The sequence below is a fragment of the Pseudomonas sp. R4-35-07 genome, from assembly GCF_003852235.1.
In the GTDB taxonomy this organism is placed as follows: Bacteria; Pseudomonadota; Gammaproteobacteria; order Pseudomonadales; family Pseudomonadaceae; genus Aquipseudomonas.
Genome location: NZ_CP027732.1, coordinates 5695222 through 5712654, shown reverse-complemented (window position 1 = coordinate 5712654; position 17433 = coordinate 5695222). Strand labels below are relative to the sequence as shown.

Here is a 17433-nt window from a genome sequence, read left to right as displayed (position 1 = left end):
CTGGTCGCTTGAGCGACGGTGTTGTTACTGCACGGTCCGGCGGCTTACTCGCTGTCCGGGCCGCGCAGGTTTTCAAATTGGGACATGCCGTCGGGAATCAGATTGCGCACGATGGCCGCGAAATCGGCGTGCACCAGATTCTTCGCGCGGTTCAACAGCACCGGCAGCGGGCTCGAAGGCTCGTGCCGGGTGTAATACGCAAGGATTTTGTCGAGGCTGCGCAGCACCTCATCGCGGCTGGCGATATCGCCGGCAGGACGGGGTGCTGCGGGGGCGGCGTAGTCCACCGAGGGAGCTTTGTCTTCACTGACGGCCTCGGGTTCGCTGCTGCTGTCGGTGCCTGGCACCGCTTGGTTGAGCAGTTGCAAGGCCTGCTTGAGCGGCTGTTTCAACGCGCTGAGGTCCACGCCCCGGGCGGAACCGACCTGCTCGTTGACCTGTTGTTCGATGGCTTCGCAGGCGGCACGCGCCGCGCTCAAGGCGTCGCGGGTGGCCTGCAGTTGCTCCGGGTCGCTGTCGAGGAACGCGGCGTTGAGTTGCTGGGCGCCCAGTTGTTCATCGGGAAAACTCAGCAGGCCGCTGGCGTTCAACGCGGCGCGCAGGCTCACCGGGCCGAAGGTGCGCGAACGCGTGAGGATGCTCTCGCGCAGCAGACGAATCGTGGTGTCGCCGGTCAAGCCGGACAGCGCGTTGATGCGCACGGTGGGGTCGTTATCGTCATCGGCATCCAGGCGCGGGTGCAGGTCGGCCCAGTATTGGCGCAATAACGCATCGATCAGGGTCAGGACGTCGGCCAGCCCGACCACGCCTTGCAGGGCGAGCGAGCTTTGCAGCAGGAAATGGGTGATGCGCAGGTCTTTGCTGCGCTGCAGCAAGTCGAGGCTCTGCTGCTGGATGCTGCGCCATTCGGGTGGCTCAGCGGGCAGGATCGAATCGCCCATGCTGCGCTCAGGCTGGCCCTTGGCATCACGTTCCAATTGCAGAAATTGCGCGTCATATTCCATGTCTTCGCCACAGGGCGAGGACGCGGAAACGGCGGTGAGCAACAATGGCACATCCACTGAGTTCGATCTCCCTATCAGCCCGTTAGATGCCGGGCAATGCATGCATTAGTTGCGCGGTGAACTTTGCATGTTCTTGGTGATACCATCAGAGTGCCACTATCGTGCCATCATTGATGTTCAAGAAGTTGTGCATTTTTGGTGTAGTACTTATGCCTTGTCAAGGTAAGCTATTCGCCCTCTGTGACAGATGTGCGGTGTTTAACAACCTGCGCGACTGGTGGGTCGAACCGTGCGCCCGCAGAGGATTTTTGTCATGCAAGCCAGATAAGATCAGCGATCATGCTGGCAATTGCAGATTTAGACGGTCGTCCCCACGACCTGACGGAGTATCCAGGCAAGCGTAGCCCTTGGATCGACCGCGCGCGATGTATCAGCAAGGAGGCAAGATGTCGCTGTGTTTGACTATCACTAGTTATCACAAGATTACCCCTGGGCAGTGCTCCGAAAAGTCCATGAACCAGGGCTCGATGGCGATCGGCCGCAGTTCGGAAAACGACTGGGTACTGCCCGACCCCGAGCGCCTCGTCTCCTCCCAACATTGCATTATTCAATACAAAGATGGCCGTTATTACCTGACCGATAACAGCACCAACGGCGTGGAGTTGGTTAACGCCGGTATCCGTTTGCGCCGGGGTAACAGCGAGCCGCTGCAGGATGGCGAGCTGATCCGGATCGGCGATTACGAAATCCAGGCGCGTATTGATTTCAACGTGCAGGCCGTCGACAGCCAGCCGTTTGCCGGTGAGTCGCCGAACAGCTTTGAAGCGCTGATGGGCGCGGTGGCGAGCCCGCCCGCGCCGACGCCAATGATCGCGCCGCAGTTCCATGGCGCCTCGTCGATGGAAACCCTGCCGGACCTGTTCGACTTTCTCAGCCCCGCCGCCGTGCCACCGCCCACCGTGGCGGACCATGTGCCGTCCGAGCAGCACGACTTCCGTGCGCCGGCGCCGGTCGCCGTGCCGGTTGCCGACACACCGATGGTGCAAGGTTCGGTGATTCCCGAAGACTGGGACCCGTTTGGCGACGCGCCCGCGCCGCTCATCAATGCTGCGCCAGCTCCCGCGCCGATTCCCCAACCGCCGCCCGTGGTTGAGCCTGTTGCGCGCCCTGTCGGCGACGCCCAGCCACAGCCCGACCTGCTGCAAGCCTTCCTGCGCGGTGCCGGCCTCGATCAGCTGCGCCTGGACCAGGCCGCTGCCTGCGCCCAGATGGAAAGCATCGGCCGCAGCTACAGGCTGATGGTCGAAGGCCTGATCGACGTATTGCGTGCCCGCGCCAGCCTCAAGGGCGAATTTCGCATGCAGCAAACCATGATCCGCCCCGCCGAAAACAACCCGTTGAAATTCGCCCCGAATGCCGACGAAGCGTTACTGCTGCTGCTTCGTCACGGCAACCAGGCGTTTATGGCGCCTGATGTCGCGGTACGTGACAGTTTCGACGACCTGCGCACCCACCAATTGGCGGTGATGGCCGGCGTGGAGGCCGCGCTCAAGCACCTGCTGCTGCGCTTTGAACCGGCGCAATTGGAAGAGCGCATGGGCAAGCCCGCTGGCCTCTCGAGTATTTTCAACGGCTCGCGCCAGGCCCAGTACTGGCAGCAATTCACCGAGCTTTACAACACTATTTCCCGCGAGGCCCAGGAAGATTTCCAGGACCTGTTCGGCCGCGAATTCAGCCGGGCCTACGAAGAGCACAGCGTACGACAGCGACGCTGAACCGCGTCGCACTGATGGATAAAACGGATAGCTAAGCACGTCATTGAGGACGCAGGATGATTCCCAGGTTTTTACTTGTAGCCGCCACCGCGCTGTTGCTGGCGGCGTGTGCCAAGGACGCGGTCAAGCCCGAAGCCGCCGCCGAGGCTGAAGCGGACACGGCTGCCGTCGAATTGCATTTTCACGCGATTGCCGGGCTCAACCCCGGCGCCAACGGCCAGGCCGCCCCGGTACGGGTGCGTATTTTCGAGCTGAAAAACGCCGCCACCTTCGCCCGCTCCGATTACTTCGCCCTGGCTGATCGTGCGCAATCCACCCTTGGCCTGGACCTGCTCGACCAGGACGAAGTGGTGATTCAGCCCGGCCAACAGCTGAGCATCCAGCGCGATCTCGACCCGGCCACGCGCCAGATCGGCCTGCTGGTGGGCTATCGCGAGCTGGACCGCGCGCAATGGCGCACCGTTATCAACGTGCCGCCGCGCCAATACACCGAATATCAGATCAGCCTCGATGTGCGTGCTGTGCGCGCAGACGTCGTGGCTACCCCCGCCAGCCCAGCCCACTAACAAGCAATCGGAGCCCCCATGTCCTGGAACAATCGCGTGGTCTGGTCGGAAGGCATGTTCATCGGAACGCAGCACTTCCAGCAGCATGACCGTTACCTGGAAAACCTGATCGACGCCCGCAGTCGTCCCCTGTCCGCTGGCGCCTGGGGGTTTTCCGAGTTGCTGATCGACCAGGGCCTGCTCGCCCAGGGCAAGCTGGCCATTGTGTCGGCGCGTGGCCTGTTGCCTGACGGCACGCCATTCAATATTCCCCAGGACGACCTGGCGCCGAGCCCGCTGAATATCGACGATAACCTGCGCGACGGCCTGGTGTACCTGGCCCTGCCGCTCAAACGCGCCGGCGCGCGTGACACCGTGGATGCCGGCGAGGCCCTCGAAGCTGCGCGCTACGTGAGCCAGGTGCGTGAAGTGCGCGACGACAACGCACCCTTCGAAAACCGCGCGCCGGTGGCCGTGGGCTCGCGGGCGTTGCGTTTGCTGACCGCCCAGGACGGCATCAGCGACTACGCCGCCATTGGCCTGGTGCGCATCAAGGAAAAGCGCGCCGACCGCGCACTGGTGCTCGATGACAGCTACATTCCGCCGGTGCTGGACGTGGCCGCGAGCAAACCGCTGAGCGCATTTCGCAGTGAACTGCTCGGCCTGTTGCACCAACGTGGCGAAGCCCTGGCCGGTCGTGTGGTGGCCTCGGGTGCTGGTGGCGCTTCGGAAATCGCCGACTTCATGCTGCTGCAACTGGTCAATCGCGCCCAGCCGCTGATCCAGCACTTCAGCCAGTTGAGCCCGCTGCACCCGGAACGCCTCTTCAGCGAGCTGGTCAGCCTTGCCGGTGAGTTTTCGACGTTTTCCACCTCCGGCCGGCGCCCCCAGGAATACCCGCACTACCAGCACGACGACCTGGCCCTGAGCTTCGCCCCGGTGATGGCGGCCCTGCGCGAAGCGCTGTCGATGCTGATCGACAGCAAGGCCACGCCGATCCCGATTGTGGAGAAGGCCTACGGCATCCACGTGGCGATGCTGGCCGACAAGACCCTGCTCGACAACGCCAGCTTCATCCTCGTGGTGCGTGCCGACGTGCCCGGCGAAACCCTGCGTGCGCGCTTCGGCCAGCAGAGCAAGGTCGGCTCGGTGGAGCACATCCGCGACCTGGTCAACCTGCAGTTGCCGGGCATTGGCCTGCTGCCGTTGCCGGTGGCGCCACGCCAGTTGCCGTATCACGCGGGCAGCACCTATTACGAGCTAGACCGGGGCAGCGAGCACTGGCAGCAGTTGAGCAATTCCGGCGGTTTCGCCTTCCACATCGCCGGGCAGTTCCCGGGTTTGAACCTGGCCTTCTGGGCGATCCGAGGATAAACCGCGATGCATCCCAATGATGATGACCGCACTCAGTTCATGCCGCGCCCAGGCGGCCGTGCGCCGGAACCTGCGCGTGCGGAGCCGGCGCCCTTGTCGATGCCGGCCGCGCCGATGCTCACCGGCAAAAGCCAGGGCCTGAACCCGCTGGAAAGCGCCGCCGGCCCGCTGCTGGCCTTGCTGACGCGGTTGCGCAACACCATCGCGCACCCGGCGCCAGCCAGCCTGCGCGCGCAGTTGTTGGCCTATCTGCGCCAATTCGAAGAGCGCGCCGAAGCCGCCGGTGTGGCGCGTAACGAAGTGCTGCTGGCCCGTTACGCGCTGTGCACTGCCCTGGATGAAGCCGTATTGAGCACGCCCTGGGGCAGCACCAGCGATTGGGGCAAACAGAGCTTGCTGATCACCGTACACAACGAAGCCTGGGGCGGCGAAAAGGTCTTCCAATTACTGGACCACTGCCTGCAAAGCCCACGGGAACGCCTGTACCTGCTGGAGCTGTTGTACCTGTGCATGTGCCTGGGGTTCGAAGGCCGCTACCGCGTGATGACCGACGGGCGCAGCCAGTTGGAAGCCTTGCGCGAGCGCACCGCGGCCGCGATTCGCACTGCGCGGGGCGAGCACGAGCGTGAGCTGTCGCCGCACTGGCGCGGCGTGACCGTGGCCCGCGATCGCCTGGCGCAATTCATGCCGCCGTGGATTGCCGTGGCGATCGGCCTGGCGCTGCTGCTGGCGTTGCTGTTTGGCCTGCGCATGCTGCTGGCGTCGCAGGCTGAACCTGTGTTCAAGAATATCCATGCCCTGGGCGAGATCCCGGTGCAGGCCATCGACCGTCCGGTGGCGCAGCCAAAAGTGATCGAACGGCCGCGTCTGGCCGGGTTTCTGGCCGAAGACATCAAGGCCGGCCGCGTGGCCGTGGAAGACAAGGTTGATCGCTCGGTGGTGACAATTCGTGGTGATGAACTGTTTGCGTCCGCCAGCTCCAGCATCGTCGATGACTACCAGCCGCTGATGCTGCGCATCGCCGACGCGGTCCGCAAGGTCAAGGGCCAGGTGCGGGTGACCGGCCACAGCGACAACCGTCCGATTGCCACGCTGCGCTTCCCGTCGAACTGGGCGCTGTCCGAAGCGCGGGCCAAGTCGGTACTGGAAATCCTTGCGGCCAAGACTGGCCAGGCCGAGCGCTTCAGCGCCGAAGGCCGCAGCGACACCGAGCCGTTGGCGACCAACAGTACGGCCGAAGGCCGTGCCCGCAATCGTCGGGTTGAAATCACCGTATTGGCGGAGGGCGTCGAGTGAAGGCGTTGTTCAGTTTCATGATTCGCTGGGTGATCCCCGTGCTGGGTTTGATCGCCCTGGGCTTGATCATCTGGTTCGTCGGGCCGTTGCTCGATGTGCTGGTGCCGGAAGGGCGCCGCTGGGCGCTGATCATCCTGGTGTTTGCGCTGTGGATCGCCTATCGCGTGCTGCGCATCATCCAGGCGCGCCGTCAGGCCGCCGAAGTCATGCGCAGCCTGGCCGCAGAAACCCCGGTCGACCCCAACAGCGTCGCCACTGCCGAAGAGCTCAGCACCCTGCGCCAGCGCATGGAAGAGGCCTTGGCGCTGCTTAAGAAAGCCAAGCTGGGTGGCGACGAACGCCGCAATCTCTATGAGCTGCCGTGGTACGTGATCATCGGCCCACCGGGTTCGGGCAAGACCACCGCGCTGGTCAATTCCGGGCTGCACTTCCCGTTGGCTGCGCAGTTGGGCGCCGGTGCGGTGCGCGGCGTCGGCGGCACGCGCAACTGCGACTGGTGGTTTACTGACCAGGCCGTTTTGCTCGACACCGCCGGGCGCTACACCACCCAGGACAGCAACTCCACGGTCGATAAGGCCGCATGGCTGGGCTTTCTTGACCTGTTGAAAAAGCAGCGTTCACGCCGCCCCATCGACGGCGCGTTCATTGCCATCAGCCTCTCGGATCTGCTGCTCGGCACCGACGCCGAACGCGCCGCCCACGCGGCCGCGATTCGCTTGCGTATCCAGGAGCTGTACACCCAGCTGGGGGTGCGTTTCCCGATCTACCTGATGCTGACCAAGCTCGACCTGGTGCCGGGCTTTATGGAGTTCTTCGACAACCTGAGCAAGGAAGACCGCGCCCAGGTGTGGGGCATGACCTTTGCCCTGGACGACGGCAAACACAGCGACAGCCCGCTGGCCCATCTGCAGAGCGAATTCGCCGGCCTGGAGCAACGCCTCAACGAGCGCCTGGTGGAACGCCTGCAACAAGAGCGCGACCCGGCGCGCCGCGACCTGATCTATGGCTTCCCGCAACAGTTCGGTGCGCTGAAAGACTGCCTGCAAAGCTTCCTCGAAGGCGTGTTCAAACCCAACGCCTTCGAAGAGCGCGTGCTGTTGCGCGGCGTGTACTTCACCAGCGGCACCCAGGAAGGCAGCCCGATTGACCGCCTGATCGGCGCCATGGCCCAGAGCATGAACCTGGACCGTCAGCACCTGGCGCGCCAGAGCGGCACCGGGCGCAGTTACTTCATCGAAAAGCTGTTCACCGCCGTGGCGTTCGCCGAGCGTGGCCTGGTAGGGGTGAACCCGAAAGTCGAGCGCCGCCGCAAGTGGATCGCCCGGGGTGTGCTGGCCGCCACCGTGGCCACCGTGGTGGTGGTCAGCGGCCTGTGGTGGGTAAGTTATCGCGCCAACCAGGCGTATATCGCCCAGGTCGATCAGAAGGTCGCGCCCCTGGGCCAGGCCGTGCAGAACCTCAGCCCGGCGCAGCGTGAAGTCTTGGCCGTGCTGCCGCTGCTCAACGCGGTGAAGAACCTGGCGGGTGACTCGCCGAGCTGGTCCGAAGGGCTGGGGCTGTACCAGGGCGACATGCTCGAAGCCGAGTCCGCGAGCGTCTATCGCAAGTTGCTGATCGCGGTGTTCGCGCCGCGCCTGGTCACGCGCATCGAAGAACAATTGCATGGCGGCGGCAACTCGGACTTTCTCTACGAAGGCCTCAAGGCCTACCTGATGCTGGCCGACAGCGAGCACTACGACCCGGACTTCATCAAGGCCTGGATCGCCCTCGACTGGGACCGCAACCTGCCACGCGACCTGCCGGCCGATCAGCGCCAGGCGTTGACCGGGCATTTGCAGGCACTGTTTGACCGCCACCCACCGAATGCGCGCCTTGACCCACGCCTGATCGATGACCTGCGCCGTCAACTGCAACAACTGCCGGTGGCCCAGCGCGTCTACGACCGGGTCAAGCGTCAGAAACTGCCCGACGGCATCCCGGACTTTCGCCTCAACGAAGCCGCCGGCCGCGATGCTGCGCTGGTGTTCAGCCGCAAGAGCGGCAAGCCATTGGGCGAACCGCTGAGCGGGTTTTTCACCGCCAAGGGCTATCGCCAGGGCTTTTTGCTGAGCAGCCTGAACCAGACCGGTACCCTGGCCGAAGAACAATGGGTGCTCGGCCAGGCACAGGCCGATCAACAGAACGTGGTGAGCCTGGCCGCCGATGTGCGCCGCTTGTATTTCCAGGATTACCAGCGCCAATGGGATGCGTTGCTGGCAGACATCGACTTTGTGCCGATCACCAGCGTGGCCCAGGCGGCCGATGTGCTGCGCGTGATCTCCGGGCCGACCTCGCCGCTGAAAAAGCTGCTGGTGGCGGTGGCCAGGGAGACCGACCTGCAAGCCGAAGAGCGCCAATTGGCCGCCAAGGGCGTGCCGGTGGAGGGCGGTGTCGACAAGCTCAAGGAGCGCCTGGGCAGCCTGCTCGGCCAGGAGCAAGCGAGCGCCAACGCGCCTGCGGCTGCGGATGACCCGGTCACGGCGCACTTTGCCGAACTCAACAGCATCGTCAGCAAAAACGAGGGCGAGCCGGCGGCGATCGACGGCCTGCTATCGGACATGAACGCGCTGTATGTGCAGGTCAGCGCCATGGTCGGTGCCAGCGGCGATGCCTTGCTGGGCGAGGCGAAGAACCAGGCGGCAGCGGCGGCCACGCGGGTCAGCCTGAACGCCGAGCGCCAGCCTGCGCTGGTGCAGGGCATGGTCAAGTCGGTGGTCAATTCCACCACCAACAGCATGATGGGCGGCGTGCGCAACCAGCTGAACGCGGCCTGGGTCAGCGAAGTGGTCAACGTGTATCGCCAGTCCCTGGCCGGGCGCTACCCAATGTCGCCGGGCAGTGCGCGGGACGCGACCCTGGATGACTTCGGCCAGTTCTTCGGCGTCGGCGGGGTGATGGATAACTACTTCCGCAAGTACCTGCAGCCCTACGTCGACACCTCGGCCCAGACCTGGCGCTGGCAGCCGGGCGCGGCGCAGAAACTCGGCATCGCGCCGGGCGTGCTGCAAACCTTCCAGCGCGCGGCGACGATTCGGGACGCGTTCTTCAGATCGGGGGGCACCCAGCCCATCGTGCGCTTCGAACTCAAGCCGGTGTCGATGGACCCGACCATCACCCAGTTCCTGCTTGATCTCGACGGCCAGCAACTGAGCTACGACCACGGCCCGAGCCGGCCGGTGGCGATGCAATGGCCGAACCCCGGCAGCAGTGGCGTGGTGCGTATCTCGATCATGCCGCCAGCGGCCAGCGGGCGCTCCGGCGTGACCCTCGACGGCCCCTGGGCCTGGTTCCGCCTGCTGGAACAATCGGACCTGACCGCCGGCAACTCGCCGGACCGCTTCAACCTGCGCCTGCGGGTCGACGGCGCGAGCATTGCCTACGAGCTGCGCGCCAATAGCGCCTTCAACCCGTTCAAGAGCCGTGTGCTCAGCGGCTTCAGCCTGCCGGAGCGGCTATGACCACGCTGGGTTTCTACGGCAAGTTGGCCAGCCGCGGTGATTTCGTCAGCCGCGCCTTGCCCCAGAGTTTTATCGGCCCGTGGGACAGCTGGCTGGCGGCGGGTTTGCTCGCCAGCCAGAACAGCCTGGGCGCTGATTGGCTCAACGCTTATCTGGTCAGCCCGCTGTGGCGCTTCGTACTCGCGCCAGGCGTGTGCGGGCCGGACGCGGCGGCGGGTGTGGTGATGCCGAGTATCGATCGGGTCGGGCGTTATTTTCCGCTGGCGGTGGTGGCGGTGCTCGATCACGACACTAACCCCGCCGCCCTGGTGGGCGGGCCGGATGTCTGGTTCGAACAGACCGAAGAGCTGCTGCTCAGCACTCTGGACGCGGGCGCGACGTTCGAAGGGTTCAACGATGGCCTCGACCGCCTGGGCGTGCCGGCGACCGAACCGCGTGCGCTCGACAGCCGTTTTGCCGGCTTGCAACGGGTGGCCGCCAGCGTGCCTCACGGGCGTATGGCGGCGCTCGCCGAACAGGCCTGCGAAGGGGCCAGCCTCTGGTGGGGCCGAGGTTCGCAGCGTATTTCACCCGGTTTATTACGGTGTCAGGGCTTGCCTGCCGCCCGCGATTTTGCGCAGTTTTTGCTCGGACAAGAAGGTGTGGTGTAGATGGGGGCGACGTATCAATCGGCGAGCAAAAGCCATGTGGGCATGGTGCGCCAGGTCAATGAAGACGCATGCCTGGACCTGCCGCAAAACCGCCTGTGGGTGGTGGCCGATGGCATGGGCGGCCACGCCGCGGGGGATTATGTCAGCAGCCTGATTGTCGACAGCCTGCGCAATGTGCCGGTGGGGCGCTCCCTTGAGGAATACGCGGCCGCCTTGCGCAACGACCTGATCCGCATCAATGCGGCGGTCCGTGAAGAAACCGCCAATCGGGGCGTGACCATGATGGGTAGCACCGTCGTGGTGCTGGCGGCGCGCGGCTTGCGCGGGGTGTGCCTGTGGGCCGGCGACAGCCGCCTGTACCGCCTGCGCGACGGCGAGTTGGAAAGCATCTCCCGCGACCACAGCTACGTGCAGGACCTGCAAGACAGCGGCCTGCTCAGCGAAGCCGATGCCCGTGTGCACCCGCGCGCCAATATCGTGACCCGTGCGGTGGGCGTGGAAGCGCAACTGGACGTGGCGGCGGTCGATCTGCTGATCGCCCCCGGCGACAGTTTCCTGCTGTGCAGCGACGGCCTGACCAAGACCGTCGAGGACCACGAAATCCGTGAGGTCCTCGGCCACGACGCGCCGGATGAAATCGTGCGCAGCCTGGTCCACCTGGGGCTCAATCGCGGCGCACCGGACAACATCACCACCATCGTCGTGAAGGTGTCGCCATGAACATCGTCATCCCCGGTTATGACATCGAGGGCGAGATCGGCGAAGGCGCCATGGCCAACGTGTACCTGGCGACCCAGCGTTCGCTGGAGCGCAAGGTGGCCCTGAAGGTGATGGCGGCGGCGCTGGCGGCCGACCCGAGCTTCTGCGAGCGCTTCCTGCGCGAAGGCAAGACCCTGGCGCGCTTGTCGCACCCGCACACGGTGACCATCCATGACATCGGCAATGTCGATGAGCTGTACTACATGGCCATGGAGTACCTGCCCAACGGCACGCTCAAGGAGCGCATTGCCGCCGGGCTGACGCCGGAGCAGGGCGTGACGCTGATCCGCCAGATCGCCTCGGCGCTCGGGTACGCCCATGCCCAGGGCCTGGTGCACCGCGACGTGAAGCCGGCGAACATTCTGTTCCGCGCCGATGGTACGGCGGTGTTGTCGGACTTCGGCATCGCCAAGTCCCTGGACGACCGCACCCAATTCACCCAGGCCGGCTTTGCCGTGGGCACGCCCAGCTACATGAGCCCGGAACAGGCACGCGGCCAGGAGATCGACGGCCGCGCCGACCTGTATGCGCTGGGCGTGGTGCTCTACGAGATTCTGGTCGGCGAGCTGCCTTACCGTGGAACCGATGCGCTTTCCACCGCATTGGCTCATCTGACGGAGCCTTTGCCGGAGCTGCCGGTGCACCATGGTCGTTACCAGGGCGTGCTGCGCAAGTTGCTGGCCAAAGACCCGGCGGAGCGTTATCCGGATGCGACGGCGTTGCTGTTGGCGCTGGATCAACTGCCGGCGGATTCGCCGGAGGCCACCCTGGTACGGCCGCTGCCGATCCCCATCAGTTTTGACCTGGCGGGTATCACGCCGGAGTCCATCGAAATACCCACTGACAAGCCACAACCCGCGCGTCAACCGGTAGTCGCGCCGGTGCACCACAGCGAACAGCGCCGTGGGCCGGTAGTGGCGCTGGCGGCGGTTGCCGTAGCGGTGGCACTGGCCATCGGTGGCGCCAGTTACTGGTGGTTGAGCGCCGCCGACGAGCCGGTCAAGCCGCCTGCTGCCGTGGTGCCTGCAGCCAAGCCACCTGCGGCGGTTGCGGATGGCGGCCAGCGTCCGTTGCTGATGGCCGGCAAGAAAACCCTGTTCCAACGCGTGCTCAGCAAGCCCGGCGCCAAACTGTCTGCCGATGCGGGCAGTGCACCGGGCAAAGTCTTGCCGGCGTTTTCCGTGCTGTATGTGTACCAGCGCAAAGAAGTCGACGGCAGCCCTTGGGTGCGTGTCGGCGCGGCCACCGATGGGCGCAGTGACGGGTGGTTGCCGGCCGCGCAGGTCAGTGATTGGAAGCAAAGCCTGGTGCTCAAATTCACCGAGCGCTCAGGCCGTGCCCCGGTGATGTTCCTGCGCCAGTCCGCTGAGGTGGAAAAACTGCTGGCCGATCCGGCTGCGGCGAAAGCTGTGTTGGCCAAGGCGCAGAACAACCGCGACGACAATCAACAAGTGCTGGCCCTGGAACCCACCGCCAGCGCGGTGCCGCAAAACCAGTTCTACCTGCTGCCGATTTTTGATTCCAAAGAGAGCTTCGACGACAACGGCCAGCCCGTGCAGCTGCTTAATGTCGCCTCCATCGACCCTGGCAGCAGCGCGGTCGCCAAGCCCGCGACGCCCGTGACCAGCGCCAATGCCGACGCCTTCCGCACGGCGGTGGTGCTGGTGGTCGATACCACCGTGTCGATGCAGCCGTATATTGATCAAGTGCGCGACGTAGTACACGAGCTGCAAACCCGTATTGCCGAGCGCGGCGAGCTGGACAGCGTCAGCTTCGGCCTGGTGGGCTTTCGCAACAGCATCAAGAAAACCCCCGGCCTGGAATACGTGGCCAAGACCCTGATCACCCTCGACCAGGGCCGCGATCCGCAACGCTTTCTCGACATGGCGCGGCAGGTCAAGGCCTCGACGGTGTCCAGCCATTCGTTCAACGAAGACGCGTTTGCCGGGGTGATGCAGGCGGTGGACGGCATGGATTGGTCCGGCTACGGCGGGCGCATCATCCTGCTGGTCTCCGATGCCGGTGCGTTGCGCAAGAACGACCCGTTCGCCGCCACCCAGATGAATGAAGCCGAAGTGCGCCAGGCGGCGTTGGGCAAGCAGATCAAGATCTACGCGCTGCATCTGCGCACTGACGCCGGCAAGAAAACCCATGCCGGCGCCGAAAGCCAGTACCGCATCCTGACCGCCGACGCCAACCCACGGATCGGCGACCTGTACACGCCGGTGCCCGGTGGTGACGTGCACAAGCTCGGTGAGCGCGTCGACGAGATTGGCACGGTGTTCGCCAACCTCGTGCATCAGGTGCGCAGCAACACGCCGCAGCCGGTGCCGCTGCTCAGCGCTGCGCCGAGCCTGGCGGATAAATCCGCTGCGGTCGGTTATGCGATGCACATGGATTTCCTTGGTCGCAAAACCGCGAGCCAGGCGCCCCAGCTGGTCAGCGCCTGGACTGCCGACCGCGACCTGACCAACCCGGCGCTGCCGGCGTTCCAGGTGTGCGTGATGCTGACCAAGCTGCAATTGAACGACCTGCAGCAGTCGCTGAAACTGATCGTCGATGCGGCGCGCAAAACCCAAAGCTCACCCAAGGACTTCTTCCAGGAAATCGCCAGCGCCTCGGCCTATATGAGCCGCGACCCGCAAGCCCTGCGCAAGGGCGGCAACCTGGCCGACGGCGGCCTGCTGGGCGAATACCTGGAAGGCCTGCCGTATCGCAGCAAGTCGCTGAACATGACCCAGGATCTGTGGTTGTCATTGAGCGTGGCCGAGCAGGAAGACTTCATCGACGAGCTGGATTCGAAAATCCGCCTCTACGAGACCTTCCACAATGACCTGGCCAATTGGGTGCGTTTCGGCGATGCCGAACCGGGCGATGCGTTGTACCGCGTGCCGTTGTCGACGTTGCCGTGATGCTGAGCCTGAACGCGGTGCACAAGAGCCGGGGCGTCGGTAGCCAGCGTTATAGCCTGGTGATTCCGGCGCTGCAGCTGCGCGCGGGTGAACAACTGGCGATTGTCGGGCCCAGCGGCTGCGGCAAGAGCACCTTGCTGGATATGTTGGCGCTGGTGTTGGCGCCGGATCGGATCGGCCAGTTTGAGTTCAACCAGTTCGACATCGACGGGCTTTGGCGCGCAGACAGCCAAACCGCCTTGGCCCAGTTGCGCAGCCGGCATTTGGGCTATGTACTGCAGACCGGCGGGCTGCTGGGGTTTCTCGATGTGCGCGGCAATATCGCCTTGTCCCGCCAGTTGCTGGGGTTAAAGGACGACGGCAGCGTGGCGCGCCTGGCCGAGCAGCTGGAAATCAGTGACCAGTTGGACAAGCGTCCGGCCGCGTTGTCGGTGGGCCAGCGCCAGCGTGTGAGCTGTGCCCGCGCCTTGGCCCACGCGCCGCAACTGGTACTGGCCGATGAGCCGACCGCATCCCTCGACCCGCTCAATGCCGAGCGCGTGATGCAGGCGCTGCTGGCCCAGGCCCGTGAACACCGCGCCGCCTGTGTGATTGCCACCCATGATGAACCCTTGGCCCGCGCCAGTGGCTTGCAAGTGCGCCGCATCGGCTGCCGTCGCGATGCGGACGGCGGCGTCACGGCGACGCTTGGGGAGGCGTGCTGATGCGCATCGGCCTGGTCTCGTCGCTCGCCTGGCAGGATTATCGCAACGATGCGTGGCTGTCGGCGTGTTCGGTGCTGGCGCTGGTGGCGGTCATCGCGCCATTGATGGTGTTATTTGGCCTGAAGTTTGGACTGGTTAGCAGTTTGACCCAACGCTTGGAGACCGACCCCGCCACCCGTGAAATTATCCCGCTGGGCGGCGGTCGATTCAGCAGCGCCCTCGTCGAGCAGCTTGCCCAGCGTAGTGATGTGGCGTTTGCCATCGCGCGTACGCGGCAGATTGCGGCGACCGCGCAGGTGGGCGCAGTGGTAATGGAGATGCTGCCGACCGCTGCGGGTGACCCGTTGCTGGTCGGTTTACCGATGCCGAAGGGCCTGGACCAGATCGTGCTCAGCCATACCGCCGCCGAAAAGCTCGCGGCCCGGCCCGGCGACTGGCTGGAGCCCCGCTTTACGCGGCAACTGGCGGGGCGCGTCGAGGCGCAGCGCACGCGGGTGCAGGTGCTGGCGGTATTGCCGTTGGAAGCCTTCGCCCGTGACGGGTTGTTTGCTGACCTGGCGTTGCTGGAGGCGGTGGAAGATTATCGCGATGGCCGCGCTGTGCTGGCGTTGCAATGGGAAGGTGAGGCGGCGGGTGTGGGCGAGCAGCGGGTGTACCCGGCGTTTCGTTTGTATGCGCGCACGCTCAGCGATGTGGAACGGCTGCGGCTGTATTTCGCCGGGCAGAATGTGCTGGTGTCGACCCAGGCGCAAACCATCGCCCAGGTGCAGTCGTTGAGTCGCAACCTGTCGCTCGTATTCTGGATCATCTGCGGGTTGGCGTTGGCCGGTGCGTTTGCGGCGACCTTCGCCGGGGTGTTGGCGGCGGTGGCGCGTAAACGTCGGGAGTTGTCGGTGTTGCGCCTGCTGGGCTTTTCCACCGCTGCGCTGTTGCTGTTCGTCGTGATGCAGGCGCTGTACAGCGCAAGTTTTGCCGCCGTGCTCAGTGCCGGGCTGTATAGCCTGGCCGAGGCGGGTTTGAACCGATTATTCGTGCAGGTGCCGGGCGAATACGCCAGCCATCTGTTGGCGCGTCACTACGGCTTGGCCCTGGCGGCTGTGCTCGGCGTCAGCGCCGTGGCGGCGGCATGTGGCGGTTGGCGAGTGGAGCGTATCCAGGCTTCTGAAGGAATCAGAGATGTTTAAGTTATTGGGCGCCTGTGTGGCGCTGAGCCTGGCCTCGCTGGCCTGGGCCGATGAGGCAAGCGACAAGCTCGATAACCCCAAGCCGTTGCCGGACGACGTGAGCCTGCCGCTGCCATGCGAAGGCAATATGGTGTTCCGCTACGCCTATGTGCTGGCCCAGGGCACCCTGGACGACCGTGAGGTGAGCCTCGGCTATCCCTTTGCCGAAGGCGAGGCGGGCTACCAGCAATCGTTTATCTCCGGTTACCGGCGCGACTTCATCAACGGTCAGTTCACCCTCAAGGACCTGCCCAAGGACTGGAACACCGTCATCGCGCCGCTGATGCCGAAGACCGACGCCAAGACCCCGCTCAAGCCCATGCTGTACTTCATCGGCAAGTACGAAGTGACCGCCCGCCAGTACGCCCAGGTAATGTCCCAGGCGCAGTCGCTGGCCAGTGGCGAGCCGGCGCCGGCCTGTGATGCGCCTGAAGGTATGGCCGGGCGCTTGCCCAAAGTGAAACTGTCGCGCTTTGAAGCCGAGCGCTTCTCGGCGGTGTACAGCGCCTGGCTGATGAAATACCACCGCGAGTTGCTGCCGGTGAGTGGGCGCGGGGCCTCGGCCGAAGACGGCGGCCTGGGCTTTGTGCGCTTGCCCACCGAAGTGGAATGGGAATTCGCCGCGCGCGGTGGCCAGGCAGTGAGTCGCCAGGACTTGGAAAGCCGCCTGTTTCCGCGCCGCGTCGAGGGTAGTGAAAACGACGGTCCACTGAGCGATTACGCGGTGTTCAACCAGGTCGCCGGCGGCACCGGCCAGGCGGCACGGCTGATGCCTATCGGCACCAAGCTGCCCAACCCGATCGGGATGTTCGATGTGATCGGCAACGCTGCGGAAATGGTCCAGGAATCCTTCCAACTGGTGCACGCCGGGCGCCGCCAGGGCACCTATGGCGGCTTCGTGGTCAAGGGCGGCAATTACCTGGAAGGCGAAGGCACCTTGTTCACTGGCATGCGCCGCGAGTACCCGCTGTTTGCCGCCGATGGCACCGAGCAAAGCAACGAGACCACCGGGTTTCGCGTGGCGATTGGCGCGCTGTCGGCGCCGCGCTCGCGCTACAAGGAGCTGTTTGCGCAGTGGCAGAAAGAAGGCCGCCTGGCGTCGCTGACCGACGCCATCGACGACGCCCAGGACCCGACCAAGCGCCTGGACAGCATCATCGCCGCCAGCGTCGACCCCAAGCTGCAGGCCGAACTGGGGCTGGTCAACGAAGAGCTCAAGCGCAACGTTTCGCTGATCGCCCAGCAGCGCGAGGAAGCGGCAGGCAACCTGATTCAGTCCGCCGCGTTGGTGGCCGAGACCATCAGCAACTACAACATCCGCCTGGCCAACCTGCAGAAGAGCCGCCAGCAGGCCGTGGATAACAAAGACCAGGCCAGCGCGCAGCTGTTCGACATGGCCATCGCCAATGGGCGCAGCGCGCTGGACGGCGCCGTGGCGATCTACATCGACAACCTGGCCACCGGCACGCGCTACACCGATGCGGTGATCCAGGCCCAGTTTCAACGAATCAAGGAAGAGTTGGATCGCAAGCCGGTGCTTGGCAAGAGCCTGGTGACGCGCGCGACACTGTTCGTTCGCCATGTCGGCAACTACCGCAAGCAACAGCGGGCCGACCCGGCGACGATCTTGAAGGAATTGCTCGCAGCGAGCGGTCAGCGGTCTTGATCGTTGGCTGTCTAGCGAGCTTGGAAGG

Annotated in this window: 12 protein-coding genes; 11 read left to right on the top strand and 1 reads right to left on the bottom strand. The window is 64.8% G+C overall.

The window, feature by feature from the left end; translation table 11 throughout:
* Positions 1 to 44: 44 nt before the first annotated feature.
* Positions 45 to 1061: a type VI secretion system protein TssA gene (gene tssA / locus C4J89_RS26280; RefSeq protein ID WP_124415926.1), complete on the bottom strand. Its 1017-nt coding sequence runs from the start codon at positions 1059 to 1061 to the stop codon at positions 45 to 47.
* A 389-nt stretch (positions 1062 to 1450) separates the two neighbouring features.
* Between tssA and tagH the strand changes: the two genes are divergently transcribed.
* Genes tagH through C4J89_RS26225 form a run of 11 tightly spaced genes read left to right on the top strand, consistent with a single transcriptional unit; the run spans position 1451 to position 17405 of the window.
* Complete coding sequence (gene tagH, locus C4J89_RS26275) at positions 1451 to 2779, top strand: type VI secretion system-associated FHA domain protein TagH (RefSeq protein WP_124415925.1); 1329 nt, start codon at positions 1451 to 1453, stop codon at positions 2777 to 2779.
* A 56-nt stretch (positions 2780 to 2835) separates the two neighbouring features.
* Complete coding sequence (tssJ, locus tag C4J89_RS26270; RefSeq protein ID WP_124415924.1) at positions 2836 to 3345, top strand: type VI secretion system lipoprotein TssJ; 510 nt, start codon at positions 2836 to 2838, stop codon at positions 3343 to 3345.
* Positions 3346 to 3363: 18 nt separating this feature from the next.
* Positions 3364 to 4698, top strand: coding sequence for a type VI secretion system baseplate subunit TssK (gene tssK, locus C4J89_RS26265; protein ID WP_124368840.1), 1335 nt, complete (start codon positions 3364 to 3366; stop codon positions 4696 to 4698).
* 6 nt (positions 4699 to 4704) lie between these two features.
* Positions 4705 to 5994, top strand: a complete 1290-nt coding sequence (locus C4J89_RS26260) for a DotU family type VI secretion system protein (RefSeq protein WP_124364997.1) — start codon at positions 4705 to 4707, stop codon at positions 5992 to 5994.
* Positions 5991 to 9491, top strand: coding sequence for a type VI secretion system membrane subunit TssM (tssM, locus tag C4J89_RS26255; RefSeq protein ID WP_124415923.1), 3501 nt, complete (start codon positions 5991 to 5993; stop codon positions 9489 to 9491). The genes C4J89_RS26260 and tssM overlap by 4 nt, the downstream gene beginning before the upstream one ends.
* Positions 9488 to 10141 (top strand): type VI secretion system-associated protein TagF, encoded by a 654-nt coding sequence (gene tagF, locus C4J89_RS26250; RefSeq protein ID WP_124415922.1) that lies wholly within the window; start codon positions 9488 to 9490, stop codon positions 10139 to 10141. Before tssM ends, tagF begins: the two co-directional genes overlap by 4 nt.
* Positions 10142 to 10861, top strand: coding sequence for a PP2C family serine/threonine-protein phosphatase (locus tag C4J89_RS26245; RefSeq protein ID WP_124364994.1), 720 nt, complete (start codon positions 10142 to 10144; stop codon positions 10859 to 10861).
* Positions 10858 to 13812 carry a serine/threonine-protein kinase gene (locus tag C4J89_RS26240; protein WP_124415921.1) on the top strand — a complete coding sequence of 985 codons (2955 nt, stop codon included), beginning with the start codon at positions 10858 to 10860 and terminating at the stop codon, positions 13810 to 13812. Before C4J89_RS26245 ends, C4J89_RS26240 begins: the two co-directional genes overlap by 4 nt.
* Positions 13812 to 14516, top strand: a complete 705-nt coding sequence (locus C4J89_RS26235; RefSeq protein WP_124415920.1) for an ABC transporter ATP-binding protein — start codon at positions 13812 to 13814, stop codon at positions 14514 to 14516. The genes C4J89_RS26240 and C4J89_RS26235 overlap by 1 nt, the downstream gene beginning before the upstream one ends.
* Positions 14516 to 15700 (top strand): ABC transporter permease, encoded by a 1185-nt coding sequence (locus C4J89_RS26230; RefSeq protein WP_124415919.1) that lies wholly within the window; start codon positions 14516 to 14518, stop codon positions 15698 to 15700. The genes C4J89_RS26235 and C4J89_RS26230 overlap by 1 nt, the downstream gene beginning before the upstream one ends.
* Complete coding sequence (locus C4J89_RS26225; protein ID WP_124415918.1) at positions 15693 to 17405, top strand: SUMF1/EgtB/PvdO family nonheme iron enzyme; 1713 nt, start codon at positions 15693 to 15695, stop codon at positions 17403 to 17405. Before C4J89_RS26230 ends, C4J89_RS26225 begins: the two co-directional genes overlap by 8 nt.
* Positions 17406 to 17433 lie beyond the last annotated feature (28 nt).

Excerpts from the sequence above, each read along its gene's own strand:
- tagH (WP_124415925.1), top strand. The coding sequence starts at position 1,451 with ATGTCGCTGTGTTTGACTATCACTAGTTATCACAAGATTACCCCTGGG.
- tssJ (WP_124415924.1), top strand. The coding sequence starts at position 2,836 with ATGATTCCCAGGTTTTTACTTGTAGCCGCCACCGCGCTGTTGCTGGCG.
- tssK (WP_124368840.1), top strand. The coding sequence starts at position 3,364 with ATGTCCTGGAACAATCGCGTGGTCTGGTCGGAAGGCATGTTCATCGGA.
- C4J89_RS26260 (WP_124364997.1), top strand. The coding sequence starts at position 4,705 with ATGCATCCCAATGATGATGACCGCACTCAGTTCATGCCGCGCCCAGGC.
- tagF (WP_124415922.1), top strand. The coding sequence starts at position 9,488 with ATGACCACGCTGGGTTTCTACGGCAAGTTGGCCAGCCGCGGTGATTTC.
- C4J89_RS26245 (WP_124364994.1), top strand. The coding sequence starts at position 10,142 with ATGGGGGCGACGTATCAATCGGCGAGCAAAAGCCATGTGGGCATGGTG.
- C4J89_RS26240 (WP_124415921.1), top strand. The coding sequence starts at position 10,858 with ATGAACATCGTCATCCCCGGTTATGACATCGAGGGCGAGATCGGCGAA.
- C4J89_RS26235 (WP_124415920.1), top strand. The coding sequence starts at position 13,812 with ATGCTGAGCCTGAACGCGGTGCACAAGAGCCGGGGCGTCGGTAGCCAG.
- C4J89_RS26230 (WP_124415919.1), top strand. The coding sequence starts at position 14,516 with ATGCGCATCGGCCTGGTCTCGTCGCTCGCCTGGCAGGATTATCGCAAC.
- C4J89_RS26225 (WP_124415918.1), top strand. The coding sequence starts at position 15,693 with ATGTTTAAGTTATTGGGCGCCTGTGTGGCGCTGAGCCTGGCCTCGCTG.